Source organism: Telluria aromaticivorans (assembly GCF_013003915.1).
Classification (GTDB): Bacteria; Pseudomonadota; Gammaproteobacteria; order Burkholderiales; family Burkholderiaceae_D; genus Telluria; species Telluria aromaticivorans.
This window is the reverse complement of the sequence record NZ_JABAIV010000008.1, coordinates 141,946-164,185: the sequence shown is the minus strand read 5'-3', so window position 1 is coordinate 164,185 and position 22,240 is coordinate 141,946. Positions and strand designations below refer to the sequence as shown.

At 64.0% G+C, this 22,240-nt stretch carries 22 protein-coding genes; 6 read left to right on the top strand and 16 right to left on the bottom strand.

What is annotated here, in order from left to right; all coding sequences use genetic code 11:
• Positions 1–59: 59 nt before the first annotated feature.
• The 9 genes from HGB41_RS19705 to HGB41_RS19665 form a co-directional block, all read right to left on the bottom strand.
• Positions 60–1,091 carry an L-threonylcarbamoyladenylate synthase gene (locus tag HGB41_RS19705; RefSeq protein ID WP_171087629.1) on the bottom strand — a complete coding sequence of 344 codons (1,032 nt, stop codon included), beginning with the start codon at positions 1,089–1,091 and terminating at the stop codon, positions 60–62.
• A complete protein-coding gene (locus tag HGB41_RS19700) occupies positions 1,088–2,272 on the bottom strand; it encodes a 5-(carboxyamino)imidazole ribonucleotide synthase (RefSeq protein ID WP_171087627.1) in 1,185 nt (394 codons plus the stop codon). Before HGB41_RS19700 ends, HGB41_RS19705 begins: the two co-directional genes overlap by 4 nt.
• A gap of 7 nt (positions 2,273–2,279) precedes the next feature.
• The gene (purE, locus tag HGB41_RS19695; protein WP_171087625.1) at positions 2,280–2,777 is read right to left on the bottom strand and encodes a 5-(carboxyamino)imidazole ribonucleotide mutase; all 498 of its coding nucleotides are present in this window, start codon (positions 2,775–2,777) and stop codon (positions 2,280–2,282) included.
• A gap of 1 nt (position 2,778) precedes the next feature.
• Entirely contained in the window at positions 2,779–3,675 is an 897-nt protein-coding gene (locus tag HGB41_RS19690) for a phosphoribosylaminoimidazolesuccinocarboxamide synthase (protein WP_171087623.1), read from the bottom strand.
• A 460-nt stretch (positions 3,676–4,135) separates the two neighbouring features.
• Entirely contained in the window at positions 4,136–5,200 is a 1,065-nt protein-coding gene (fba, locus tag HGB41_RS19685; RefSeq protein WP_171087621.1) for a class II fructose-bisphosphate aldolase, read from the bottom strand.
• Between the two features lie 19 nt (positions 5,201–5,219).
• Positions 5,220–6,680 carry a pyruvate kinase gene (pyk, locus tag HGB41_RS19680; protein WP_171087755.1) on the bottom strand — a complete coding sequence of 487 codons (1,461 nt, stop codon included), beginning with the start codon at positions 6,678–6,680 and terminating at the stop codon, positions 5,220–5,222.
• Positions 6,681–6,762: 82 nt separating this feature from the next.
• Positions 6,763–7,968 (bottom strand): phosphoglycerate kinase, encoded by a 1,206-nt coding sequence (locus tag HGB41_RS19675; protein ID WP_229423123.1) that lies wholly within the window; start codon positions 7,966–7,968, stop codon positions 6,763–6,765.
• A 164-nt stretch (positions 7,969–8,132) separates the two neighbouring features.
• Positions 8,133–8,477 (bottom strand): AzlD domain-containing protein, encoded by a 345-nt coding sequence (locus HGB41_RS19670; RefSeq protein ID WP_171087619.1) that lies wholly within the window; start codon positions 8,475–8,477, stop codon positions 8,133–8,135.
• A complete protein-coding gene (locus tag HGB41_RS19665; protein ID WP_171087616.1) occupies positions 8,470–9,222 on the bottom strand; it encodes an AzlC family ABC transporter permease in 753 nt (250 codons plus the stop codon). The genes HGB41_RS19670 and HGB41_RS19665 overlap by 8 nt, the downstream gene beginning before the upstream one ends.
• 221 nt (positions 9,223–9,443) lie before the next feature.
• Here HGB41_RS19665 and HGB41_RS19660 point away from each other — a divergent pair, with 221 nt between their 5' ends.
• The 3 genes from HGB41_RS19660 to HGB41_RS19650 are packed head-to-tail and all read left to right on the top strand — an operon-like array spanning position 9,444 to position 11,266.
• Entirely contained in the window at positions 9,444–9,638 is a 195-nt protein-coding gene (locus HGB41_RS19660) for a zinc-finger domain-containing protein (protein WP_171087614.1), read from the top strand.
• A 54-nt stretch (positions 9,639–9,692) separates the two neighbouring features.
• Entirely contained in the window at positions 9,693–10,676 is a 984-nt protein-coding gene (locus HGB41_RS19655; protein ID WP_171087612.1) for a YheT family hydrolase, read from the top strand.
• A 2-nt stretch (positions 10,677–10,678) separates the two neighbouring features.
• Positions 10,679–11,266: a DUF2946 family protein gene (locus HGB41_RS19650; protein WP_171087610.1), complete on the top strand. Its 588-nt coding sequence runs from the start codon at positions 10,679–10,681 to the stop codon at positions 11,264–11,266.
• Positions 11,267–11,506: 240 nt separating this feature from the next.
• Here the strand turns inward: HGB41_RS19650 and HGB41_RS19645 are convergent, their stop codons facing one another.
• On the bottom strand, positions 11,507–13,093 hold the full coding sequence (locus HGB41_RS19645) for a M48 family metalloprotease (protein ID WP_371868557.1): 1,587 nt from the start codon (positions 13,091–13,093) through the stop codon (positions 11,507–11,509).
• A gap of 76 nt (positions 13,094–13,169) precedes the next feature.
• Between HGB41_RS19645 and moaC the strand changes: the two genes are divergently transcribed.
• Positions 13,170–13,670 (top strand): cyclic pyranopterin monophosphate synthase MoaC, encoded by a 501-nt coding sequence (gene moaC, locus HGB41_RS19640; protein ID WP_171087607.1) that lies wholly within the window; start codon positions 13,170–13,172, stop codon positions 13,668–13,670.
• A 12-nt stretch (positions 13,671–13,682) separates the two neighbouring features.
• Here moaC and HGB41_RS19635 read toward each other — a convergent pair whose 3' ends face one another.
• From HGB41_RS19635 to HGB41_RS23770, 3 genes are all read right to left on the bottom strand, one after another.
• Positions 13,683–14,450, bottom strand: a complete 768-nt coding sequence (locus tag HGB41_RS19635; RefSeq protein ID WP_171087605.1) for a DUF4386 domain-containing protein — start codon at positions 14,448–14,450, stop codon at positions 13,683–13,685.
• Positions 14,451–14,543: 93 nt separating this feature from the next.
• The gene (locus HGB41_RS23990; protein ID WP_212761035.1) at positions 14,544–16,037 is read right to left on the bottom strand and encodes a DUF4214 domain-containing protein; all 1,494 of its coding nucleotides are present in this window, start codon (positions 16,035–16,037) and stop codon (positions 14,544–14,546) included.
• A gap of 144 nt (positions 16,038–16,181) precedes the next feature.
• A complete protein-coding gene (locus HGB41_RS23770) occupies positions 16,182–16,307 on the bottom strand; it encodes a hypothetical protein (protein ID WP_267874212.1) in 126 nt (41 codons plus the stop codon).
• 91 nt (positions 16,308–16,398) lie between these two features.
• Here HGB41_RS23770 and HGB41_RS19625 point away from each other — a divergent pair, with 91 nt between their 5' ends.
• Both HGB41_RS19625 and HGB41_RS19620 read left to right on the top strand, forming a co-directional pair.
• On the top strand, positions 16,399–16,926 hold the full coding sequence (locus HGB41_RS19625) for a flagellar brake protein (protein WP_371868556.1): 528 nt from the start codon (positions 16,399–16,401) through the stop codon (positions 16,924–16,926).
• A 136-nt stretch (positions 16,927–17,062) separates the two neighbouring features.
• Positions 17,063–19,159, top strand: coding sequence for a S9 family peptidase (locus HGB41_RS19620; RefSeq protein ID WP_171087603.1), 2,097 nt, complete (start codon positions 17,063–17,065; stop codon positions 19,157–19,159).
• A gap of 97 nt (positions 19,160–19,256) precedes the next feature.
• Here the strand turns inward: HGB41_RS19620 and HGB41_RS23620 are convergent, their stop codons facing one another.
• From HGB41_RS23620 to sucC, 3 genes are all read right to left on the bottom strand, one after another.
• Complete coding sequence (locus HGB41_RS23620; protein WP_212761034.1) at positions 19,257–19,763, bottom strand: pilin; 507 nt, start codon at positions 19,761–19,763, stop codon at positions 19,257–19,259.
• Between the two features lie 342 nt (positions 19,764–20,105).
• Positions 20,106–20,987 carry a succinate--CoA ligase subunit alpha gene (sucD, locus tag HGB41_RS19610; RefSeq protein ID WP_171087601.1) on the bottom strand — a complete coding sequence of 294 codons (882 nt, stop codon included), beginning with the start codon at positions 20,985–20,987 and terminating at the stop codon, positions 20,106–20,108.
• A gap of 15 nt (positions 20,988–21,002) precedes the next feature.
• Positions 21,003–22,172: an ADP-forming succinate--CoA ligase subunit beta gene (gene sucC, locus HGB41_RS19605; RefSeq protein WP_171087598.1), complete on the bottom strand. Its 1,170-nt coding sequence runs from the start codon at positions 22,170–22,172 to the stop codon at positions 21,003–21,005.
• Between the last annotated feature and the right edge of the window lie 68 nt (positions 22,173–22,240).

The window sequence follows — 22,240 nt, the reverse complement described above, 5'->3', positions numbered from 1 at the left end:
TTTGAGCGGACGGATAGGCAGAACGCCCGTGCAGACAGGCGCTCTACCTGATGAGCTGCTCAGGCGACGGGGCCTTGGTTGAGGAGTCCGTGCACGATGCCGGTCGAGCCGTGGGCGGCGCGGCGCAGGCGGTCGTTGACGCCATTCCAGTCGCCGCCTTGCGGTGGCGCCTCGACCAGGATGACATCGGCGCCATGGCCGTCCATCGCGCGCAGGGCAGCGTACAGCGCATGGGCGAAGCCCGCAGGGGTGGCGGGCAGGCGCAGCGCGGCGTGGGTTGATGGCATCTCGGAATAATGGATCAGCGCGACCTTGCGCCCTGCCCCGTCCAGCTGGGCCAGCGTGCGGCGCAGCGTGTCGCTGTCCTGCATTGCCACCGGCGTGTGCGGCGCGTAATGCGACTCCAGGGTGCCGGAAGCGCGCGGCGCCGCTGCGTCGGGCGCGCGCGGCAGCTGGTCGATCACCGCGGCAATCGCTTCGGCGCTCACATGCCCCGGGCGCAGCAGCACCGGACCGTGCGTGGCCAGGCGCGACAAATCGACGATGGTCGACTCGATGCCGACCTGCGAGGCACCGCCATCGAGCACCATCGCCACCGAGCCGTCGGCGCTGAATTCGTCGCGCACGTGCTGGGCCAGGGTCGGGCTCACCGCGCCGAACTTGTTGGCCGAGGGCGCGGCGATGCCGCCGCGGCCAGCCTTGAAGGCACGCAGCAGCGCGATCGCCACCGGGTGCGAGGGGCAGCGCAGGCCGACCGTGTCCTGGCCGCCGCTGACGGCCGCCGGGATGCTCAAGGCGCGCTTGAGGATCAGCGTCAGCGGCCCGGGCCAGAAGGCCGCGGCCAGCGCATGCGCTTCCTGCGGAATATCGGTGGCCCAGTAATCGAGCGGCGCATCCGGCGCCAGGTGCACGATCACCGGGTGGTCCTGCGGGCGGCCCTTGGCGGCATAGATGGCGGCGACAGCTAGCGGGTTCTCCGCATCCGCGCCAAGGCCGTACACGGTCTCGGTCGGGAAGGCGACGAGTTCACCCTGCTCCAGTGCGCGCGCCGCGGCATCGATAGCGGCGTGGTCCAGGTCGTCCATGCTCATGCCGGAATGCCGAGGATGGCGCAGGCTTTGAGCAGACTGGCCTGCGCGGTCGCCAGGGTCGGCGCCACGAAGGTGACATGGCCCATCTTGCGCGCGCGGCGCGGGTCGTCCTTGCCATACAAATGCAGGTTCGCGCCGGGCAGCGCCAGCACGCGGTCCCAGGCCGGCTCGCGCGGCGTGTCGCTATTTCCCTCGAACCAGACGTCGCCCAGGATGTTGAGCATCACGGCGGGCGAATGCTGGCGCACCTCGCCCAGCGGCAGGCGCGCCATGGCGCGCACCTGCTGCGCGAACTGGCTGGTGATGCAGGCGTCCATGGTGTAGTGGCCGCTGTTGTGCGGGCGCGGCGCCATCTCGTTGACCACCAGGGTGCCATCAATCAGCACGAAGAACTCGATGCACAGCACGCCCACATAGCCCAGTTGATCGACGATGGCGCGTGCGGCATCCTGCGCCTGCTTCGCGCAGGCGTCGGACACGTTCGGGCCCGGCACGGTGGTGGTGAACAAAATGCCGTCGCGGTGCACGTTCTCGGCGATCGGGTAGACCACCGAGGCGCCGTCCGCGCCGCGCGCCGTCAGGACCGACACTTCGTAGGCCAGCGGCAGCATCTTTTCTAACAGGCAGGTGACGCCGCTCATGGCGTCGAAGGCGGCGCGCACGTCCTCGCGCGAGCGTACCCGCACCTGGCCCTTGCCGTCATACCCCATGCGCACGGTCTTCAGGATCCCCGGCAGCAAATCGTCGTCGATGGCGTCGATGTCGGCATGCGAAGCGATGGTCTTGTGCGGCGCCGGCATCACGCCGGAGGTCGGCGCACAGTCGACGAAGAAGCGCTTTTCCGCGATGCGGTCCTGGGCGATCGACACACAGGTTGCGCTTGGGGCAACGAAGCTGCGCTCGCCCAGCCAGGCCATGCTGCCGGCCGGGACGTTCTCGAATTCGGTGGTGATGGCCACGCACTGCGCGGCCAGTTCAGCCAGCGCGCTTTGGTCAGTGTAGGCGCCGGGGATCAGGCGTTCGGCGACCTGCCCCGCCGGGCAATCCTGGCCCGGTTCGAGCACGGCAACCTTGAAACCCATCGCCTGGGCAGCGTGGGCGAACATGCGGCCAAGCTGGCCGCCGCCCATTACGCCGAGCCAGGCCGACGGTTGGGCAGTTGGTAAAAACGAGTCGCTCATACGGCAATCAAACGGGAAGGACCATGGCCTGGGCGGCAGCGGTCTGCTCGAGGCGGAAGGCCAGCAGGGCCTGGGCCAGCGCGTCGTCGTTTGCAGCGAGCATCGCCACCGCGGTCAGGGCCGCGTTGGCGGCGCCGGCTTCGCCGATGGCGAAGGTTGCCACCGGCACGCCTTTCGGCATCTGCACGATCGACAGCAGCGAATCTTCGCCGCGCAGGTATTTCGACGGCACCGGCACCCCGAGCACCGGCACGATGGTCTTGGCAGCCACCATGCCCGGCAGGTGGGCGGCGCCCCCTGCCCCGGCAATGATCGCGCGCAGGCCGCGCTCGCGCGCGGTGTCTGCATACGTGAACATCTCGTCCGGCATGCGATGCGCCGAGATCACCTGCGCCTCGAAGGGCACGTTGAACTGCTTCAGGATGGCGACCGCATGCTGCATCACGTCCCAGTCGGACGAGGAGCCCATGATGACGCCGACAACTGGTTTTGCCTGGTCAGTCATCTCAAGCCTTCAGCTTTTCGCCGGTGAGGCGTTCGATGGCTTCGAAATACTTGGCCTGGGTCTTGTCGATGACGTCCTGGGGCAGCGATGGCGCCGGCGCGGTCTTGTTCCAGTCGGTGAGCGTCTCGAGGTAGTCGCGCACGAACTGCTTGTCGAAACTAGGCGGCGACATGCCCGGCGCGTACGAGTCGGCCGGCCAGAAGCGCGACGAGTCGGCGGTCAGCACTTCGTCCATCAGGTGCATGACCCCATTGTCGTCCAGGCCGAATTCGAACTTGGTGTCGGCGATGATGATGCCCTTGGTCGCCGCGTATTCCGCGGCGGCGGTGTAGAGCTTGATGCTCACGTCGCGCATTTTTGCGGCGAGTTCGGTGCCGATGCGCTGCTCCATGTCGTCGAACGAGATGTTCTCGTCATGCTCGCCCAGGTCGGCCTTGGCCGCCGGGGTGAAGATCGGCTCCGGCAGCTTGTCGGCCTGGCGCAGGCCGCTTGGGAGCTGGATGCCGCAGATGGCGCCGCTTGCCTGGTAATCCTTCCAGCCCGAGCCGATGATGTAGCCGCGCACGACCGCTTCGACCATGATCGGCTTGAGGCGCTTGGCCACGACGGCGCGGCCGCGCACCTGCTCCACGTCTTCCGGGGCCACCACGCTCTCGGGCGCCACGCCGGTCAGGTGGTTCGGCACGATGTGGCCGAGCTTCCCGAACCAGAAGTCGCTCATCTGGTTCAGCACCATGCCCTTGCCGGGGATCGGCTCGTTCATGACCACGTCGAAGGCCGACAGGCGGTCGGTGGTGACGATCAGGATCTTGTCGTCGCCGACGGCGTAGTTGTCGCGTACCTTGCCGTGACCGAGCAATGGCAGGGACTGGATAGAGGATTGGTAGAGGCTGTTCATAGATGGGGTATCAGGGAAACGGAACCGGGATTTGTCGCCGGTTGGGTGGGTCAGGTCGGGGGTGGCCTGGGCCAGTGCGTAATTTTACGTCAATTTGTGCGTTGCCACATCCGTACTTATCATCGTCGGGCTGGTGCGCTAATTGACACATCCGATGAGTATGAGCTTGCAGTTAGCCTGAAAACTGCCGTATCCGCCACTGGCCGATACGGCCTCCGGCGCAGGCGGGAGCCCAATTTTGCTCGCGTACTGAGTGCACTTGCACATCCCTCGACACTCAAAACCGTCGCACCGGCGCAGGCCGGTGCCCAAGTTTCGTTGCGTGTCGACTGCGATGACGTTGTTGGCTGCGGTGCGGAATTGGGTCCCGGCCTGCGCCGGGACGACGTTGTCAGAAGACGGTAGCCAGGATGGCTGCGCGAATTCTGCTGCGCAGCCTCGCCACACAACTACTGAACGATTACTGCACGATCTGCGACAGCTCGCCCGCCTTGTAGCGCTCGGCCATCTTGTCCAGTGGCATAGGCTTGATCTTCGCAGCCATGCCTTCGCAGCCGAACGACAGGTAGCGCGCCTTGCAGACTTCCATCGCGGCTTCGCGTGCCGGCTTGAGGTAGTCGCGCGGGTCGAACTTGCCCGGGTTCTGGAACATGTACTTGCGGATTGCAGCGGTCATGGCCAGGCGGATGTCGGTGTCGATGTTGATCTTGCGGACGCCGTGCTTGATGCCTTCCTGGATCTCTTCGACCGGCACGCCGTAGGTCTCTTTCATGTCGCCGCCGAATTCGCGGATGATCGCCAGCAGCTCTTGCGGCACCGACGACGAACCGTGCATCACCAGGTGGGTGTTCGGGATCCGCTGGTGGATTTCCTTGATGCGGTCGATCGCCAGGATGTCGCCGGTCGGCTTGCGGGTGAATTTATACGCGCCGTGCGAGGTGCCGATGGCGATCGCCAGGGCGTCGCACTGGGTTTTCGCGACGAAGTCGGCAGCCTGGGCCACGTCGGTCAGCAGCTGTTCGCGGGTCATGGCGCCGTCGGCGCCGTGGCCGTCTTCCTTGTCGCCCATCATGGTTTCCAGCGAACCGAGCACGCCCAGTTCGGCTTCGACGGTGACGCCGATCGAGTGTGCGAACTTGACCACTTCACGCGAGACTTCGACGTTGTATTCGTACGAAGCGACCGACTTGCCGTCGGCTTCCAGCGAGCCGTCCATCATCACCGAAGTGAAGCCCGAACGGATCGCGGCCATGCAGACCGCCGGCGACTGGCCGTGGTCCTGGTGCATGACGACCGGGATGTGAGGATAGGCTTCGACGGCGGCGTCGATCAGGTGGCGCAGGAAGGCTTCGCCTGCGTATTTACGGGCGCCGGCCGAGGCCTGCATGATCACCGGCGCGTTGACCGCGTCGGCGGCGGCCATGATGGCCTGCACCTGCTCCAGGTTGTTGACGTTAAATGCCGGCAGGCCGTAGCCATGTTCGGCGGCATGGTCCAGCAGTTGACGCATCGATACGAGTGCCATGGTTGATTACTCCAAACAATTAAGAAACTTTTTCGTCCAGCTCGCCCACGCGCACGATCTTGAGCGCATTGGTGCCACCGGCCTGACCCATTGGCGAGCCCCAGGTGACCACGATCAGGTCGCCCTTGCACACCATGCCTTCGCGCATCAGCACTTCCTCGGCCTTGCGCAGCACGGCATGGCTGCCGCCTTCCTGCAGCAGGTGGAATGCTCGCACGTTCCGGTACAGCGACGCCTTGCGCTGCGTCGTCTGTGACGGGGTCAGGGCAAAGATCGGGGTGTCGATCGAATGGCGGCTCATCCACAGCGCGGTCGAGCCCGATTCGGTCAGGGCGACGATGGCCTTCACCTTCAGGTGATGGGCGGTGAACAGCGTGCCGTAAGCGATCGACTGGTCGATGCGGGTGAACTGGACATTCAGGAAATCGGCGTCGAGCTTGTTATATTCGGATTGTTCCGCTTCAAGGCAGATCGCGGCCATCATCTCGACCGTTTCAACCGGGTACTTGCCCGATGCGGTCTCGGCCGAGGTCATGACGGCGTCGGTGCCGTCCAGCACGGCGTTGGCCACGTCCGACACTTCGGCGCGGGTCGGCACGGCGTTGACGATCATCGACTCCATCATCTGGGTCGCGGTAATGGCCAGCTTGTTCGAGGCGCGCGCCATGCGGATCATGCGCTTTTGCAGCGCCGGCACGGCCGCGTTGCCCACTTCTACGGCCAGGTCGCCGCGGGCGACCATGATGCCGTCGGATGCGTCCAGGATTTCCTGCAGCACCGGAATGGCTTCGGCGCGCTCGATCTTGGCGATCATCATCGGCTTGTGGTGGTAGGGCTCGCCGGCGATATTCGCCAGCTGGCGCGCCATTTCCATGTCGGTGGCGTTCTTCGGGAAGGAAATGGCCAGGTAGTCGGCCTGGAAGCTCATCGCGGTCTTGATGTCTTCCATGTCCTTGGCAGTCAGCGCCGGCGCGGTCAGGCCGCCGCCCTGGCGGTTGATGCCCTTGTTGTTCGACAGCTCGCCGCCAACCTTGACGGTGGTGCAGATCTCGTGGCCGACGACCTTGTCGACGACCAGCACGATCAGGCCGTCGTTGAGCAGCAGCTTGTCGCCCGGCTTGACGTCGCGCGGCAGCGCCTTGTAGTCCAGGCCGACGCGTTCCTGGTTGCCCAGTTCGCCGTTTTCGCCCCACTTGGCGTCCAGGATGAAACGGTCGCCATTGTTCAGGAAGATCTTGCCTTCTTCAAACTTACCGACGCGGATCTTCGGACCCTGCATGTCAGCCATGATCGCCACTTCGGTGCCGCATTCCGCGGCGGCGCGGCGCACCAGCGCGGCGCGGTCGATGTGGTCCTGGGCCTTACCGTGCGAGAAGTTCAGGCGCACGACGTCGACGCCGGCGCGGATCATCTTCACCAGGATATCGAAATCGGTCGAAGCAGGGCCAATGGTGGCAACGATCTTGGTGGCGTTGTACAGGGGGCGCGCAGGTTGCATGTTGGAATCCTTGATTCTGAAAAGAGAAGCGCAGCCCCGGGGCTGCGCTCGCATTGACTTTGCGTTATTTCGTGTTCCGCTGGAGCAGGATGTCGACTGCCGGCAGGGTTTTCCCCTCGAGGAACTCGAGGAAGGCGCCGCCGCCGGTCGAGATATAGCCGATCTGGTCGCCGATCCCGTACTTGGCAATGGCCGCCAGGGTGTCGCCGCCGCCGGCGATCGAAAAGCCTTGCGACCTGGCAATCGCCAGCGCCAGGGTCTTGGTGCCTTCGGCGAACTGGTCGAACTCGAACACGCCTACGGGTCCGTTCCAGACGATGGTGCCGGCCTTGGCCACCTGTTCGGCCAGCATGGCGGCGGTCTTCGGACCGATATCGAGGATCATGTCGTCGTCCGCCACGTCGGCCACGTCCTTGACGGTGGCGGCAGCCGTTGGCGAGAATTCTTTCGCGCAGACGACGTCGACGGGAATCGGCACCGAGGCGCCACGCGCGCTCATCATGTCGATGATCTGTTTCGCCTCAGCGACCAGGTCGTTCTCGACCAGGGACTTGCCGATGTTCAGGCCGACGGCCTTCATGAAGGTATTGGCAATGCCGCCGCCGACGATCAGGTTGTCCACCTTGCCCGCCAGGCTCTGCAAAATGGAAAGCTTACTTGACACTTTCGAGCCGGCCACGATGGCCAGCAGCGGACGCTTCGGCTGGCCAAGGGCCTTGCCCAGCGCATCGAGTTCGGCGGCCAGCAGCGGGCCTGCCGCGACCACGGGCGCGAATTTTGCGATGCCGTGGGTGGTGGCTTCGGCGCGGTGCGCGGTGCCGAAGGCATCGTTCACATAGATGTCGCACAGCTTGGCCATCTTCTGGGCCAGCTCGTCGTCGTTCTTCTTTTCACCCTTGTTGACGCGGCAGTTCTCCAGCAGCACAACCTGGCCCGGCGCGACTTCAACACCATCGATCCAGTTTTGCTTGAGCTCCACTGGCTGGCCGAGCAGCTCGGACAGGCGCGCGGCGACCGGCGCCAGGCTGTCTTCCGGCTTGAACTCGCCTTCCGTCGGGCGGCCCAGGTGCGAAGTGACCATGACCGCGGCGCCGGCCTTGAGTGCAGCCTGGATGGCCGGCACGGAAGCGCGCACGCGGGTGTCTTCGGTGATATTGCCAGCGTCATCCTGCGGAACATTCAGGTCGGCGCGGATGAAAACGCGCTTGTTTTTCAGCACATCGCGATCGATCAGGTCTTGCAGGCGGGTGAAACTGAGAACGTCGTCCATTGGCTAGTCAACAGTGGAATAATGAAAGAACGTCATTGTACATTAGCAGACCTTGAAAAACCGTCGCGAGCGGCAGCTGTGCCGGTCGAGAAGCGCAGCTGTACGGCCGTACAGCGAGCATCGCAGAATGGCACAGCAACGCGCAGCAGGTTTGTCGAGGTTTGCTAGCCGGGGGCGCCAAAAACGTGCGAAATGCGCAACAGTGTGAAGACGAGCATTCCGAACAAAATGGTCAGGATCATGCTGCGGCGCCATAGGTAAAACGCCAGTGCCGCCAGGCCCGCGAGCAGCTTCGGGTTGGCCAGGCTCAGTTGCGCTGCGCCTTCTGCGTCGACCAGCATATCCGGCCCGACGATGGCGGCCAGCGCGCAGGCCGGCGCATAGCGCAGCATTTCCTGCACCCGCGGCGGGATCGTCACGCGGTGGCCGATCAGCCAGAACGAGCTGCGGGTAGCAGCGGTGGCCACGCATAGCACGCCGATGATGGCCCAGATTTCCCAATCAGACATGTTTCGCCTTTCGCTTGGCGAAGGTCTCTTCGACCACCATCGCCGTGACCATGCCGACCACCACCGCGAGCAGCAGGCCCAGTTTATAGGGCAAGCCATAGGCCAGCACCGAGATGGCGACCGCCACCACCACGCCGCACAGGGCGGCGCTATTGATGATCAGCGGGACCATGATGCAGAGGATGGCCAGCGTACCGGCGAAGCCCAGGCCCCATTCGGAAGGAATCGCGCTGCCCAGGAAGATGCCGACCAATGACCCGATCTGCCAGGCGAACCAGTTCGGGTACATCAGCCCTTTGAGATAGGACAGCTTGCCGGCCACGCGTTCGGCGGTCGGATAGCGCTGCAGGAACATCGCCACGGTCATGTCGCCGGAGACGTAGCCAAGCAGGAAGCGCTGCTTCCAGGGCAGGTGGGCAAAATGCGGCCCGAGCAGGGCAGAGAAGATGACGAAGCGCAGGTTGACCACCAGCGCGGTCGCGAAGATGACCCAGATCGGCGCGGCGGCCGCGATCAGGGGCAGCGAGGCAAGTTGGGCGGAGCCGGCGAACACCAGCAAGGTCATGCCAACCGCCTGCACCGGGCTCAAGCCGCTCTTGACCATCGCGATGCCCACCACCAGGCCCCAGGCGGCGATGCCGAACAGGGTAGGCAGGCCGGTCTTGAACCCTTCGCGCCAGGCGGCGGGGTCGTGCGCTTCCGTCCTTGCAGGATGGGGCTGGCCCGGCGGGGCGGCCTGGCTCATGTGGTCTTCCCGCAACGGCCATGGCAGGCAGCTGCGGCGACAGGCGTGAAGCGACGGGGCATGAAACGCATGTAAAAGATGTGCAAGGATGCGGCGCCGGGTAGCCAAGCTGCGCCCGGGCTCGATTGTAGTCAGTTTGTTATTCTACCGATCATTTCGGTATGCAGGGTGAATCCGGTAGAATCCTGTCTTTGTCCAAATTCGCTCAACGGAGAAACCAGATGAACCAAAAGACGATGCCCGTGGTGGAGCTCGAGGCCAAGGACTTGCCGGCACATTGCCCGAACCCGGCCATGCCGCTGTGGTCGTCGCACCCGCGCGTCTTCCTCGACTTCGACCACCATGGCGACGCCAAGTGCCCGTACTGCGGCACCCAGTACCGCCTGGCGGCCGGCACCGTACTGAAGCACCACTAATCGGTGTTTCACCGGCGCGCTCCAACAGCGCGCCGGTATCCATCCTCCCCTTCCATGCATTACCGTGCGCCCGCGTGGCTCCTGGGCGGCCACCTCCAGACCATCTATCCGGCGACCTGCATTGCCAGGCCGCCCGTCGCCTACCGGCGCGAGCGCTGGACGAGCAGCGACGGCGATTTCGTCGATGTCGATTTCGTCGACGGCCAGCCGGGCAAGCCGCTGGTGGTGCTGTTCCACGGGCTGGAAGGTTCGTCGGATAGCCATTACGCGCGTTCGCTGATGGCGGTATTGCAGGCGCGCGGCTGGTCGGGCGCGGTGCCCCACTTCCGTGGCTGCTCGGGCGAGCCGAACCTGACGCCGCGCTTCTACCACTCGGGCGACGCCGACGAAGTGGACTGGATCGTGCGCAAGCTGCATGCCCGTGCCCCCGGCCCGCTGTTCGCCGCGGGCGTGTCCCTGGGCGGGAATGCGCTGCTGCGCTGGCTGGGCGAATCGGGCCAGGCGGCCGGCATCGTCGACGCGGCGTGCGCGGTCTCCGCCCCACTCGACCTTGCGCAGGGCGGCAAGGCGCTGGGCTCCGGCTTCAACATGCTGTACACGCGCATGTTCCTTCAGACGCTCAAGCCCAAATGCCTGGCCAAGCTGGAACGCTTTCCCGGCCTGTTCGACCGCAGCGCCCTGATGAACGCGCGCGACCTCTACGCCTTCGATAACGTCGTCACCGCGCCGCTGCACGGCTACCGCGACACCGACGACTACTGGCACCGCGCCAGCGCCCGCCACGTGCTGCACGAGATCACGGTGCCGACACTGGTGCTGAACGCCCGCAACGATCCCTTCCTGCCGGGCGAGCACCTGCCCCTCACCGCATCGAACGCGGTGACGCTGGAATATCCAGACGAGGGGGGGCACGTCGGCTTTTCGGTCGGCCCCTTCCCGGGCCACATCGACTGGCTGCCGCAAAAGATCCTGCATTTCTTCGATGGCGTAGTCCCGAACTGCGCGACCCGGGCGCACGAACTATGCGAAGCTTCGTGACTATGGACGACATCGTAAAACAGGCAATGGCCAAGTGGCCCAACGTACCGCACTGCTACGGGTGGCTGGCGCTGGACGCACGCGGCAACTGGCGCATGCGCGACGACACCGCACAGCGTACCAACGGGCCCGGCGACAAGCTGGCGCACGTGGCGCTGATCGGCTTCATCAACCGCAATTACGCCCACGACGACAAGGGCCGCTGGTATTTCCAGAACGGCCCGCAGCGCGTGTACGTGAACCTGGAAGCCACGCCCTTCATCGCGCGTACCGATCCGGCGCAGGGCTTCGTGCTGCAGGACGGGCAGGCACTGCCGGCGGTGGATGGGGTATTCATGACCGATGCGGGTGCGGTGATCCTGCAGGCGGGCGACATCGTCGCCCAGCTGGACGACCGCGACGTGGAGCAGGTATTGGGACGGATGGAGCTGGAGGGCCGGCCGGCGTCGATCGAGGCGATCATGGCCTGGCTCGAGGATGATACCGAGGAGCTGGTGCTGGCGGTAGGCGAACAGCGCGTGCGCGTCGAACGGTTGGCGGCCGAGGCATTACCGCGCCGTTTTGGTTATGTGCAGCTGCCCGGGGCGTAATGTGCAAAGCACCGGCTCGTAGGGTGGTGCGGCTCCACCGGGGAATAGGCTTAGCCTGAAACTCGGATGCCGCCCACGCGTTCAACCCAAGGATGAGCAGCCGCACGACAATTCATCCACTGGTTGAACGCGTGGGCGGCAATTTAGCTACCAGCTAATCGCCATGTGCGATGGAGCCGCCCACCCTACGGTGTTCGATTATTCAAGCTGCAGCGACCAAGTCGCGCACCCCGACTCGCCTCACCGCTCCTTCTCTTCTTCCTTCTCCAGCTTCTGCCGCGCCTTCAACTCGCGCTCGCGCGCATCGATCACGGCCTGGTCATAGAACGACACATCCCCCGCCTTGCGCGCCAACTCCAGCTGCGCCACCGCCGCCGGCAGCGCGCCGGCCACCACATACGATTCGGCCAGCGCCATGTGCTGCAAGGCGATCTTCCCCTGCTTCGCATAGGCCTTGGCCAGCATGTCGTGCAGCTTCGGCTCTTCGCGATAAAGCTGCGTCTGGTCGCGCAGGTAGCGCGTCGCTTCGTCCAGCTTGCCGGCCGCGATCAGCGCCTCGCCGTACTGGCGTGCCAGCGCGCGCGACAGCGGATAACGCTGGCGCGCCAGGTCCGCATCCTGTACCGCCCCCTGCACCACGGACGACGGCTGGCCCGGCGCCAGCTTGATCTCGAGCGCCAGCCCGGTGAACATCGTGGCACCGTCGCCGGCATTCGACTCGGTCGAGAACACGCCCTCTTTCGGCTTCACGGTGCTGCGCGCCTTGTCCAGCCAGGACTGCGCCTCGACCGTATTCCCCTGGCGCAGCGCCAGCAGCGCGAGGCCATACTGGGCGCCGGCTTGCAGGTGGCGGTGCCCTTCCTTGAGCTGGGTCTCGAAGGCATTCTTGGTGTCGCGCCGGCCGCCCACGCTTTCGTCCTGCAGCACGCGCGCACGCGCACGCACCAGCTGGAAGTCGAGGTTGTCGACGCGCGGCTTCTTCGGGATCTCGCGGATGCGCGCCTGCATATCGGTGATGCGCTCGGCCGTCAGCGGGTGGCTGCTCAGGCTGGCCATGTGGGCGGGAATGTCGCCATACATCTTGGTGGCGGTCTGCAGGCGTTTGAAGAAGCCGACGATGCCGGTGGTGTCGTAGCCGCCCGCACTCATGATCTGGAAACCGACCCGGTCCGCTTCGCGCTCGGCATCGCGGCTGAAATTGAGCTGGCGCTGCACGGCCAGGCCCTGGCCGCCCATCAGCACGCCCATCGCGGCGTCCGAACTGGTGCGGGCGGCCAGCGCCGCGAGGATCATCGCCGCCAGCGGCAGCAGCACGTCCTGCTTCTGCTGTCCCAGCATGCGGGCGATATGGCGCTGCGAGACGTGGCCGATCTCGTGCGACATCACGCCGGCCAGCTCGGATTCGTTCTGGGCCGCGACGATCAGCCCCGTATGCGCCCCGATGAAGCCGCCCGGCAGCGCGAACGCGTTCAGGTTCGGGTCGCGCATGGCAAAGAACGAGAAATCGGCATTGGTCTCGCCGCGTGCGCCCGGCACCGCCACGACCAGCGCGTTGCCGAGGTTGTTCAGGTACTCGGTGATCGGGTCGTCGTCGAGATAGGCGGGATCGCGCCGGACGTCGCGCATGATTTCCTCGCCCAGCTTGCGTTCGACCACCGGCGACAGGTCTTGCCGCGCGGCGTCGCCGAGCGTCGGCAGGCTGTTGTCGGGCTTTTTCTGGGGCTCGGCGGGAGCGGCAATGGCACAGGCAGCCGCCGCGCACAGGGCGAGGGCGGTCAATGCAGGGCGCCAGCGGCGCGCCGATGCTGGGCGGGAAGCATATTTCACAGTGCTATCATAACCTTATCCGCCGCCGCCTTGCTGCCCGGCGAACCACTTTAATCCTTACCTAATTTTTCTTGCAATGAGCTCCCCTACCCCGCCCTCCGAACACCTGACCCACTTCGATTCCACCGGCCAGGCCCACATGGTCGACGTCGGCGCCAAGCAGGACACCCACCGTATCGCCGTCGCCGCCGGCACGATCCGCATGAAAGCGGAGACGCTGGCGCTGATCCAATCGGGCAATGCCAAGAAAGGCGACGTCATCGGCATCGCGCGTATCGCGGCGATCATGGCCTCGAAGCGCACCAGCGACCTGGTGCCGCTCTGCCATCCGCTGCCGATCACACGGGTGGCGGTGGACTTCGAGATCGATGCGGCGGCCAGCAGCGTGCACTGCCGGGCGCAGGTCGAGACCATCGGCAAGACCGGGGTAGAGATGGAAGCGCTCACTAGCGTGCAGGTCGGCCTGCTGACTATCTATGACATGTGCAAGGCGGTCGACCGCGGGATGGTGATGACCAATGTGCGGGTGCTGGAGAAGCACGGGGGAAAGAGCGGGGACTGGACAGCCGAACTCTGATTTTCCATCCGCTCAGGCGCGCTCGCGGGCGAGGACCGTGGCCGCTGATCCCAGCTGCTTTCCACGCCACTTTGTCATGTCCACGCCTTTCACCAGCAGCCAGAGGCACATCGCGCTCTCCCCGAGAAACGCCGGCAACAGGATCGCCGGGAACAGCGCACCCTGCACTGCCGGCGACAGGAACATGGCAAAGCTGTTGACGAGGTAGCACGCGCCCACGACCTGCATCCCGACGCCAAGGATGGCGGGGAGGTAGCCGGACTTCCGAATTAAATACCCCACCAGCAGGCATTGCACGCCGAAGAAAATCAGGGCGACCCCGAAGGTCTTGGCATGCGCAAGGACGGCCAGGTAACTCATGCCATGGCGCTGCTCCGCGCTGGCGACTGTCGCCAATGCCGTGCTGGTGAGCGGATCGAGCGCTGCTTGCAGGTGCAGTGCGCAGAGGCTTTCGACGGCCAGCGACACCAGTCCGAAACACACGACCGCCACCGCCAGGTAACGGTTGACTGGCCGCAGGAGGAAGTACCAGATCGCCGTCAGGGCGACGGCGCAGACCAGCAGGACCAGCTGGCCGGCGATGCCCAGTCGCCACAGGAATTCCGATTCGAGGATGCGCTGGGCGGTGGCGCCTGGGTCTCCGGACACGATCAGGCTGTTCCGGATGAAGGCTTCGCCGAGCAGGCCAATCACGATGATGACCAGGTAGAGAAGGCCTCCGAGTCGAGCGACGCGCTGCACGGAGCGCGTGTCGTCCTGGGTACGATGTGCTTCGTTCATGCTGCTTCCCTGTGGTGAGTGGCGGTCCAGTTGAGATTACGGCAATGATGTCACAGCGTCAATACACCCACAGGAGCCACCGCAGCGGGTGCTTCAACCCTCGCCGTACGGCGTAAAGCCGAACCCATTCCCGATCACCCCCACCAGCGCGGCCTTGTTCTCCCCGCTTTCGCTGATGTCCGCCAGCACCTCGGCCACCGTCGCGGCGCGCCGCTCCAACAGGTCGCTCCAATAGGCGAGCCCCGCCGCTTCCGGCGCGCGGTGCAGGATGTTTTCGTAGAAGCGGGCGACCAGTTGCTGGCTGGTCGGGTTGACGCCGTAGATGCCCTTGAATTCGGCCGAATTGATGAAGTTTGCCGCCACGCTGTCCAGGCTGGAACCCTTGTCCATCGTGCCGATCCAGTACCCCAGCCCGCCACCGTCCGGCGTGCGGTTGAACGCCGCCTGGTACAGCCGGTAGGCTTGTCCGGCATTGCCGTCGATATCCAGCGCCAGGGTGCCGTCCGCGAACACGATGCGCTCCACATTGACGAGCTGGTTGGTGGCGCCGGACTTGTCGGTCACGGTAAACGCCGGTGCGGTGGCGCCTGCCTTCACCGTCGCATCGGCCCGCAGCCCGGCGAGCTTCACGACGTCGAGGCCGATTCCGCCATCGATTCGGTGGCTGCCGCCCAGCAGCGAAACGAGGTCGTTGCCTGCCCCGCCGTTGGCATGCAGGCGACCGCCGCCGCCCGCCAGCGTGACCAGGTCGTTGCCGGCGCCGGCGTCCACCACCACGTCTTCGTATAGCCGGGCGGGCAATTCCACGACGATGTCGTCATTGCCGGCCGAAGCGCGCAGCAGGTTCGCCATGATCGAGTCGGTCGAACGCATCTGGGTCTGCGTATTGGTCACGTTGAAGAAGCTGCCGTCCCGGTACGCCGTCTGGTAGGCCGTGAGCATGCCCTCGACCACCCCGTGCGACAGTCCCTGGCCCATGCTGTTGAGATCGCCCGACACATTGAACTGTCCCTCGATCACGCCGGACAGGATGTATTTGTCGGACGTCGCCGTCAGCTTGTTGAGCGTGCCCCTCAGCGCCCCGTTACCGGAGAGGCTGAGCGCGCCATTCAATACGACCGACACGTTCCCCACCGTCGGCTCATAGTAGGGGCTATAAGTCGGGACATGGGTGGCGATACGGATGGCATTCAGGGTCGATGCCTGCGTTTGCGAAGGCATCAGCGACAGCCCGTTGGCGCCGATGACGTAGTCGTAGTTCAACTGGCCGGCGACGCTGAAGGTGAGCGCTCCGGGCGCGACGAATTCGCTGTTGGTCGCCGTTGCGGTGCCGCTGGCCGCATTCGGATTGACCATCTGGACGCCGTTATAGGTACGGAATGCACCATCGTCGAAGTTGAGGCGCAGGGTGCTGCCCAGGAAGCTATAGGACGTGTAATACGGGTAGTTCTGTCCGATGGCGTGGCTGGTGGTGGCGAACAGGTCGACCAGGCTTCCCAAATCGTCATTGAATGCAGGATTGGCTGCTTCGGCCTTCTGCTCGGTGTCGACGACGGCTTGCGAAAGTTTGATTCTGACTGTAGTCACGGCAGGTCCTCGGGAAGAAGCGGGTTCGCTATGGGAACGGCATTGTAGTCATCCCTGCAAGCCCCAAATCTCGCCAATCTCCACTTTCCGTAATTACCCGCATGGGGTATTTGTTAGCTGCTATGATTCGCCCTTTTTTGCATTTCACCCGACGGCGAACCAGCCGCGACACCCATGAACAGCGCCCCAGTCCAGGAACTCAAGCAGCAGGAATTCGAGTTCGAGACAATGAACCTGCAGGTCGGTCTGCGCCTGCAGGTGATGACGCATCGGCAGATCAAGCCGGTCCAGTATTTTTTAGACCCTGATCGGGTACGTCAAGGACGAGTACATCATCATCAAGACCCCGCTCGAAAACGGGGTGCCGATTTCCATCACGGAAGGCGACCCGCTGACGGTCAGGGTGTTCTCGGGAGTGAATGTTTGTTCGTTCGCCTGTTCGGTCGAGCGCGTGTTCGCGCGTCCGCTGTTCTATCTCCACCTGTCCTTCCCGACCTCGATCCAGGGCACCAGCCTGCGCGGTGCGATGCGGGTCAAGGCTGCTATCCCGGCGCGCGTCTCCCCGATGGGTAACGGGGGGCGCCCGATCGACTGTTCCCTGACAAATGTGTCGGTGAGCGGCGCGCGTATCGATTCCCAGCATCCGCTGCCGCCCGATAATGAAGTCGTCGGGCTGAAATTCACGCTGGTGACGCCGCCGAGCAACCAGGAAGTGCAGGTCGAAACACTGGCCGCCATCCGCAACACGACGGTGTCCAAGGCCGGGCCAGACAAGGCCGACGTGTTCAGCTACGGGGTGCAGTTCGTCGACCTTGATCCGGTGCACTACACGCTGCTACAGAACATGACCTATGAAGCCTTGCTGGCGGACCGGCTGAAGATCGTCTAGGTTTCCGCTTTCCTTTCCGCTGCCCGCCCTGTGGTGGGTGACGCGCTCCTGTCGCTCCTCAACATGTCACATGGTAAATTGCACGCCTATGCGCGCGGCGCCCTGCCGCGCGTCGACATGACAACGAGGATGGAGCATGAAATTTCGTTTGCCGAATTTGCTGCCGAATTTGCTGCAATTAGTGCCGATCGCGGCAGCTACCCTGGCTGCCACCACCGCGATGGCCGCGCCGCGCGGCTTTACCGTGGAAGACCTGGTGAACATGGAACGGGTAGGCAGCCCGGCCGTGTCGCCTGACGCGAACCGCGTCGTGTACACCGTGCGCAGCACGGACATGGGCAAGAACCGCGGCCATACCGAACTCTGGATGGTCGACCTGCGCGCCGCGAAGCCGGCGCCGCAGCGCCTGGCCAGCCACGCATCGAGCAGCACCGATCCGGAATGGTCGCCTTCGGGCGACGCGATCTACTTCCTGTCGACCCGTTCGGGCTCGTCGCAGGTCTGGCGCCAGCCGGTCGATGGCGGCAAGGCGCGTGGCAAGCCGGCCAAGGTCACCGACCTGCCGCTTGACGTCGACAGCTTCCGCGTCTCGCCCACCGGCGAACGCATCGCGATGAGCATGTCGGTGTTCCGCGACTGCCTTGAGCTCGCCTGCACCAGGAAGCGTGCCGATGCCAAGGCGAAGGACAAGGCGAGCGGCAAGCTGTACGACCGCCTGTTCGTGCGCCATTGGGATACCTGGAACGACCACCGCAACGCCGTGCTGTTCTCGGCGCCGCTCGACGCCAGCGGCAAGGCTGGCAGCACGCCGGTCAGCCTGTCCGGCTCGCTCGATGGCGACGTGCCCTCAAAGCCCTTCGGCGACCGCGAGGAATTCCGCTTCAGCCCGGACGGCAAGACCATCGTGTTTTCGGTACGCCTGGCCGGCAAGACCGAAGCGTGGTCGACCAATTTCGACCTGTACACGGTGCCTGCGGCCGGCGGCGCCGCACCGCGCAACCTCACGCCCGACAATCCGGCATGGGATGCCAAGGGCGTGTATTCGCCGGACGGGCGCACCCTCGCCTACCTGGCGATGGCGCGGCCCGGCTTCGAGGCCGACCGCTTCCAGGTGATGCTGATGGACATGGCCACCGGCTCGACGCGCAAGCTGGCAGTCGACTGGGACCGCTCGGTCGGCAGCCTGCAGTGGCGCGCCGACGGCAAGGCCTTGATTGTCGACGCCGAAGACCTGGGCCAGCGCCGCCTGTACTCGATCGACGTGGACAGTGGCAAGGTCGCGGCACTGACCGACAAGGGCGCGGTCGGCGCCTTCGACGTGCGCGGCGATACCGTCGCCTATACCCAGGCCAACCTGGCTTCGGGTGCGCAGCTGTTCTCGATGAAGCTGGGAAGCCAGCCTACCCAGCTGACCACCCTGAACACCGAACGCCTGAAGGACGTGCGCTGGGGCCAGTACGAGCAGTTCAGCTTCAAGGGTGCTAACGGCGACACCGTCTACGGGCATGTCATGAAACCGTGGAATGCCGAGCCGGGCAAGAAGTATCCGGTCGCCTTCCTCGTCCATGGCGGCCCGCAGGGCAGTTTCGGTAATGGCTGGAGCTACCGCTGGAACCCCCAGGTGTATGCGGGCGCGGGTTATGCCACCGTGTTCATCGACTTCCACGGCTCGACCGGCTATGGCCAGAAGTTCACCGATTCGATCAGCGGCGACTGGGGCGGCAAACCGCTCGAAGACCTGCAAAAAGGCCTGGACGCGGCGGTACAGAAATTCCCGTGGCTGGACCGCGGCCGCAGCTGCGCACTGGGCGCATCCTACGGCGGCTACATGATGAACTGGATCGCGGGGAACTGGAACGATGGCTTCCGCTGCCTGGTGAACCACGATGGCGTGTTCGACAACCGGGGCATGGCCTATTCGACCGAGGAACAGTGGTTCACCGACTGGGAAAACGGCGGCGCCTATTTCGCGGTGCCGCAGAACCACGAGCGCTTCAATCCTGTCCACCACGTGAACAAGTGGAAGACGCCGATGCTGGTGATCCAGGGCGACCTCGATTTCCGCATCCCGACCGCGCAGGCGCTGTCGACGTTTACCGCGCTACAGCGCAAGGGCATCGACAGCCAGCTGCTGGTGTTCCCGGACGAGAACCACTGGGTGCTGAAGCCGGCCAATTCGCTGCAGTGGCACCATACCGTGATCAACTGGCTGGACAAGCACCTGAAGCAGTAAGCAGTGCGCCCGCTGGTGGAATGCGGGCGGGTTAACGAAAAAGAGACCGCCGGGGCGGTCTCTTTTTTATCGCTTGCCGGTTACTCAGGCAACTCGATTATGGTGCTGGAGCAGGGGCAGCGGCGGCTTCGGCGCAACCAGCTGGCTTGTAGCTCTCGTTCTCTTCATCGAAACCGGTGACGACGCAGGTGTAGATACCGGCAGCGCTGCGGTTCAGTGCGATGGTCGGGGCGGTCGCTGGGTCTTCAGCAAGGCGGCCAGCGTTAGCGATGGTGCACTTCAGGGCTTCGCCGCCGTCTGCGGTTGGAACCGACGCTTCGATCGTGGTGCAGTTACCGGTCGTTGCAGCCAGGCCAGCTTTCGCCAGGTAGTCTTCAGCATCGTCAGCGTCAGCTGGCATGCCTTCGACGACAGCCATTTCGTAGCCGGTCTTGCCAGCCGAGATGTCGGCGTAAGCAGCGGTTGCCTTCGACTTGGCGATGTAATCCTGGTAAGCAGGGATTGCAACAGCAGCCAGGATACCGATGATGGCGACGACGATCATCAGTTCGATCAGGGTGAAGCCGCCTTGGGCTTTTTTGGTTTGCATTTGCTTGAAGTTCATTTTGTATCTCCAGGGTGGTGAATCAGGGGTTGTTGGGTTACTGCTTGTTGCCACGCTTTCTTATATGCAAGCGGTGTGCCAGCCCTAAAAATGTCAATTTTATGAGTACGGAGATAACAAAACGGCGTGCCAACGCAAGTTTTAGCTTGATTGGTGACAAAATTTGTCATGTGATGCCAGCAATTTTTGTCACCTGAACAGTTTACGTAACGCAATTTGTCATGCATGGACCAAATCTGGCACGGTGACCTCCTCCAGGCGTGCCAGCATGCGTCATCGCAGGCAAAAAAAAAACGGAGAGCTTGCGCTCCCCGCTTTTGGCAACCCTGAAGGTCGTCAGTATTACAGCATGGCCTTCAGCAGGCGCGCCATTTCCGACGGGTTCTTGGTGGCCTTGATGCCGCACTCTTCCATGATGTCCAGCTTGGCTTGCGCGGTATCGGCGCCGCCCGAGATCAGCGCGCCGGCGTGGCCCATGCGCTTGCCCGGAGGAGCGGTGACACCGGCGATGAAGCAAACGACCGGCTTCTTCATGTTGTCCTTGATCCAGTAGGCAGCATTGCCTTCGTCCGGACCGCCGATTTCGCCGATCATGATGACCGCGTCGGTATCAGGATCGTCGTTGAACATGCGCATCACGTCGATGTGCTTCAGGCCGTTGATCGGGTCGCCGCCGATACCGACTGCCGACGACTGGCCCAGGCCCAGTGCGGTCAGCTGGCCGACTGCTTCATAGGTCAGGGTACCCGAACGCGACACGACGCCGATGCGGCCCTTCTTGTGGATGTGGCCCGGCATGATGCCGATCTTGATTTCGTCAGGGGTGATCAGGCCTGGGCAGTTCGGGCCCAGCAGCAGGGTCTTCGAGCCGGCTTTGGCCATGCGGTCCTTCAGGGCCATCATGTCACGGACAGGAATGCCTTCGGTGATGCAGATTGCCAGATCCAGGTCAGCTTCGACGGCTTCCCAGATGGCAGCGGCTGCGCCTGCAGGCGGCACGTAGATGACCGACACGTTGGCGCCGGTGGCGGCCTTGGCTTCCGACACGTTGGCGTAGATCGGGATGCCTTCGAAGTCTTCGCCGGCCTTCTTCGGGTTCACGCCTGCGACGAAGGCAGCTTTGCCGTTCGCGTAGTCGCGGCACATGCGGGTATGGAACTGGCCGGTTTTACCGGTGATACCCTGGGTAATGACTTTAGTATCTTTGTTGATCAGGATCGACATTTGTTTATTCCTTAATTAGGCTTGACCAGCTGCAGCGGCGACGACGGCCTTGGCTGCATCTTCCATCGTATCGGCAGCGATGATCGGCAGGCCGGAGTCGGCCAGCATCTTCTTGCCCAGGTCTTCGTTGGTGCCCTTCATGCGGACGACCAGCGGCACCTGCAGCGACACAGCCTTCGATGCGGTAATCACGCCTTCGGCGATCACGTCGCAGCGCATAATGCCGCCGAAGATGTTGACCAGGATGGCTTTCAGGCCAGGGTTCTTCAGCATGATCTTGAATGCTTCGGTGACTTTCTCAGCCGTCGCACCGCCGCCCACGTCCAGGAAGTTGGCCGGCTCGCCGCCGAACAGCTTGATGGTGTCCATGGTGGCCATCGCCAGGCCGGCGCCGTTCACCAGGCAGCCGATGTTGCCGTCGAGCGAGATGTAGGCGAGGTCGAACTTTGATGCTTCGACTTCGGCTGGATCTTCTTCGTCCAGGTCGCGGTAGGCGACGATTTCCGGCTGGCGGTACAGCGCGTTCGAGTCGAAGTTGAACTTCGCGTCGAGGGCGATGACCTTGCCCGAACCGGTCAGGATCAGCGGGTTGATTTCAGCCAGCGACGAATCGGTTTCCCAGTAGGCTTTGTACAGGCCCTTCAGCTGCACGCGGGCGTCGGCCAGCGATTCGGCAGGCACGCCGATCTTGGTCGAGATGTCATCCGCTTCGGCGTCGGTCAGGCCGACGGCCGGGTCGATCGCGATCGAGTGGATTTTTTCCGGGTTGCTGTGCGCGACTTCTTCGATGTCCATGCCGCCTTCCGACGAGGCCATCAGCACGACGCGCTGCGAAATGCGGTCGGTGACCATTGAGACGTACAGTTCCTTCTTGATGTCGGCGCCTTCTTCGACCAGCAGGCGACGCACTTTCTGGCCTTCAGGGCCAGTCTGGTGCGTGATGAGCTGCATGCCCATGATCTGTTCTGCGTATTCCTTGACCTGCTCCAGCGACTTGGCAACCTTGACGCCGCCGCCCTTGCCGCGGCCGCCAGCATGGATCTGCGCCTTGACGACCCAGACCGGGCCGCCCAGCTCTTCAGCAGCCTTGACTGCTTCTTCGACCGACATGCACGGAATGCCGCGCGGAACGGTCACTCCGAACTTTCGGAGGATCTCTTTGCCTTGATACTCATGGATTTTCATGCTGGCTTCCCTTCGTCTATTACTGATTTAGAAATACGGTTGAACTACTAATAATATGAGAAAACTTC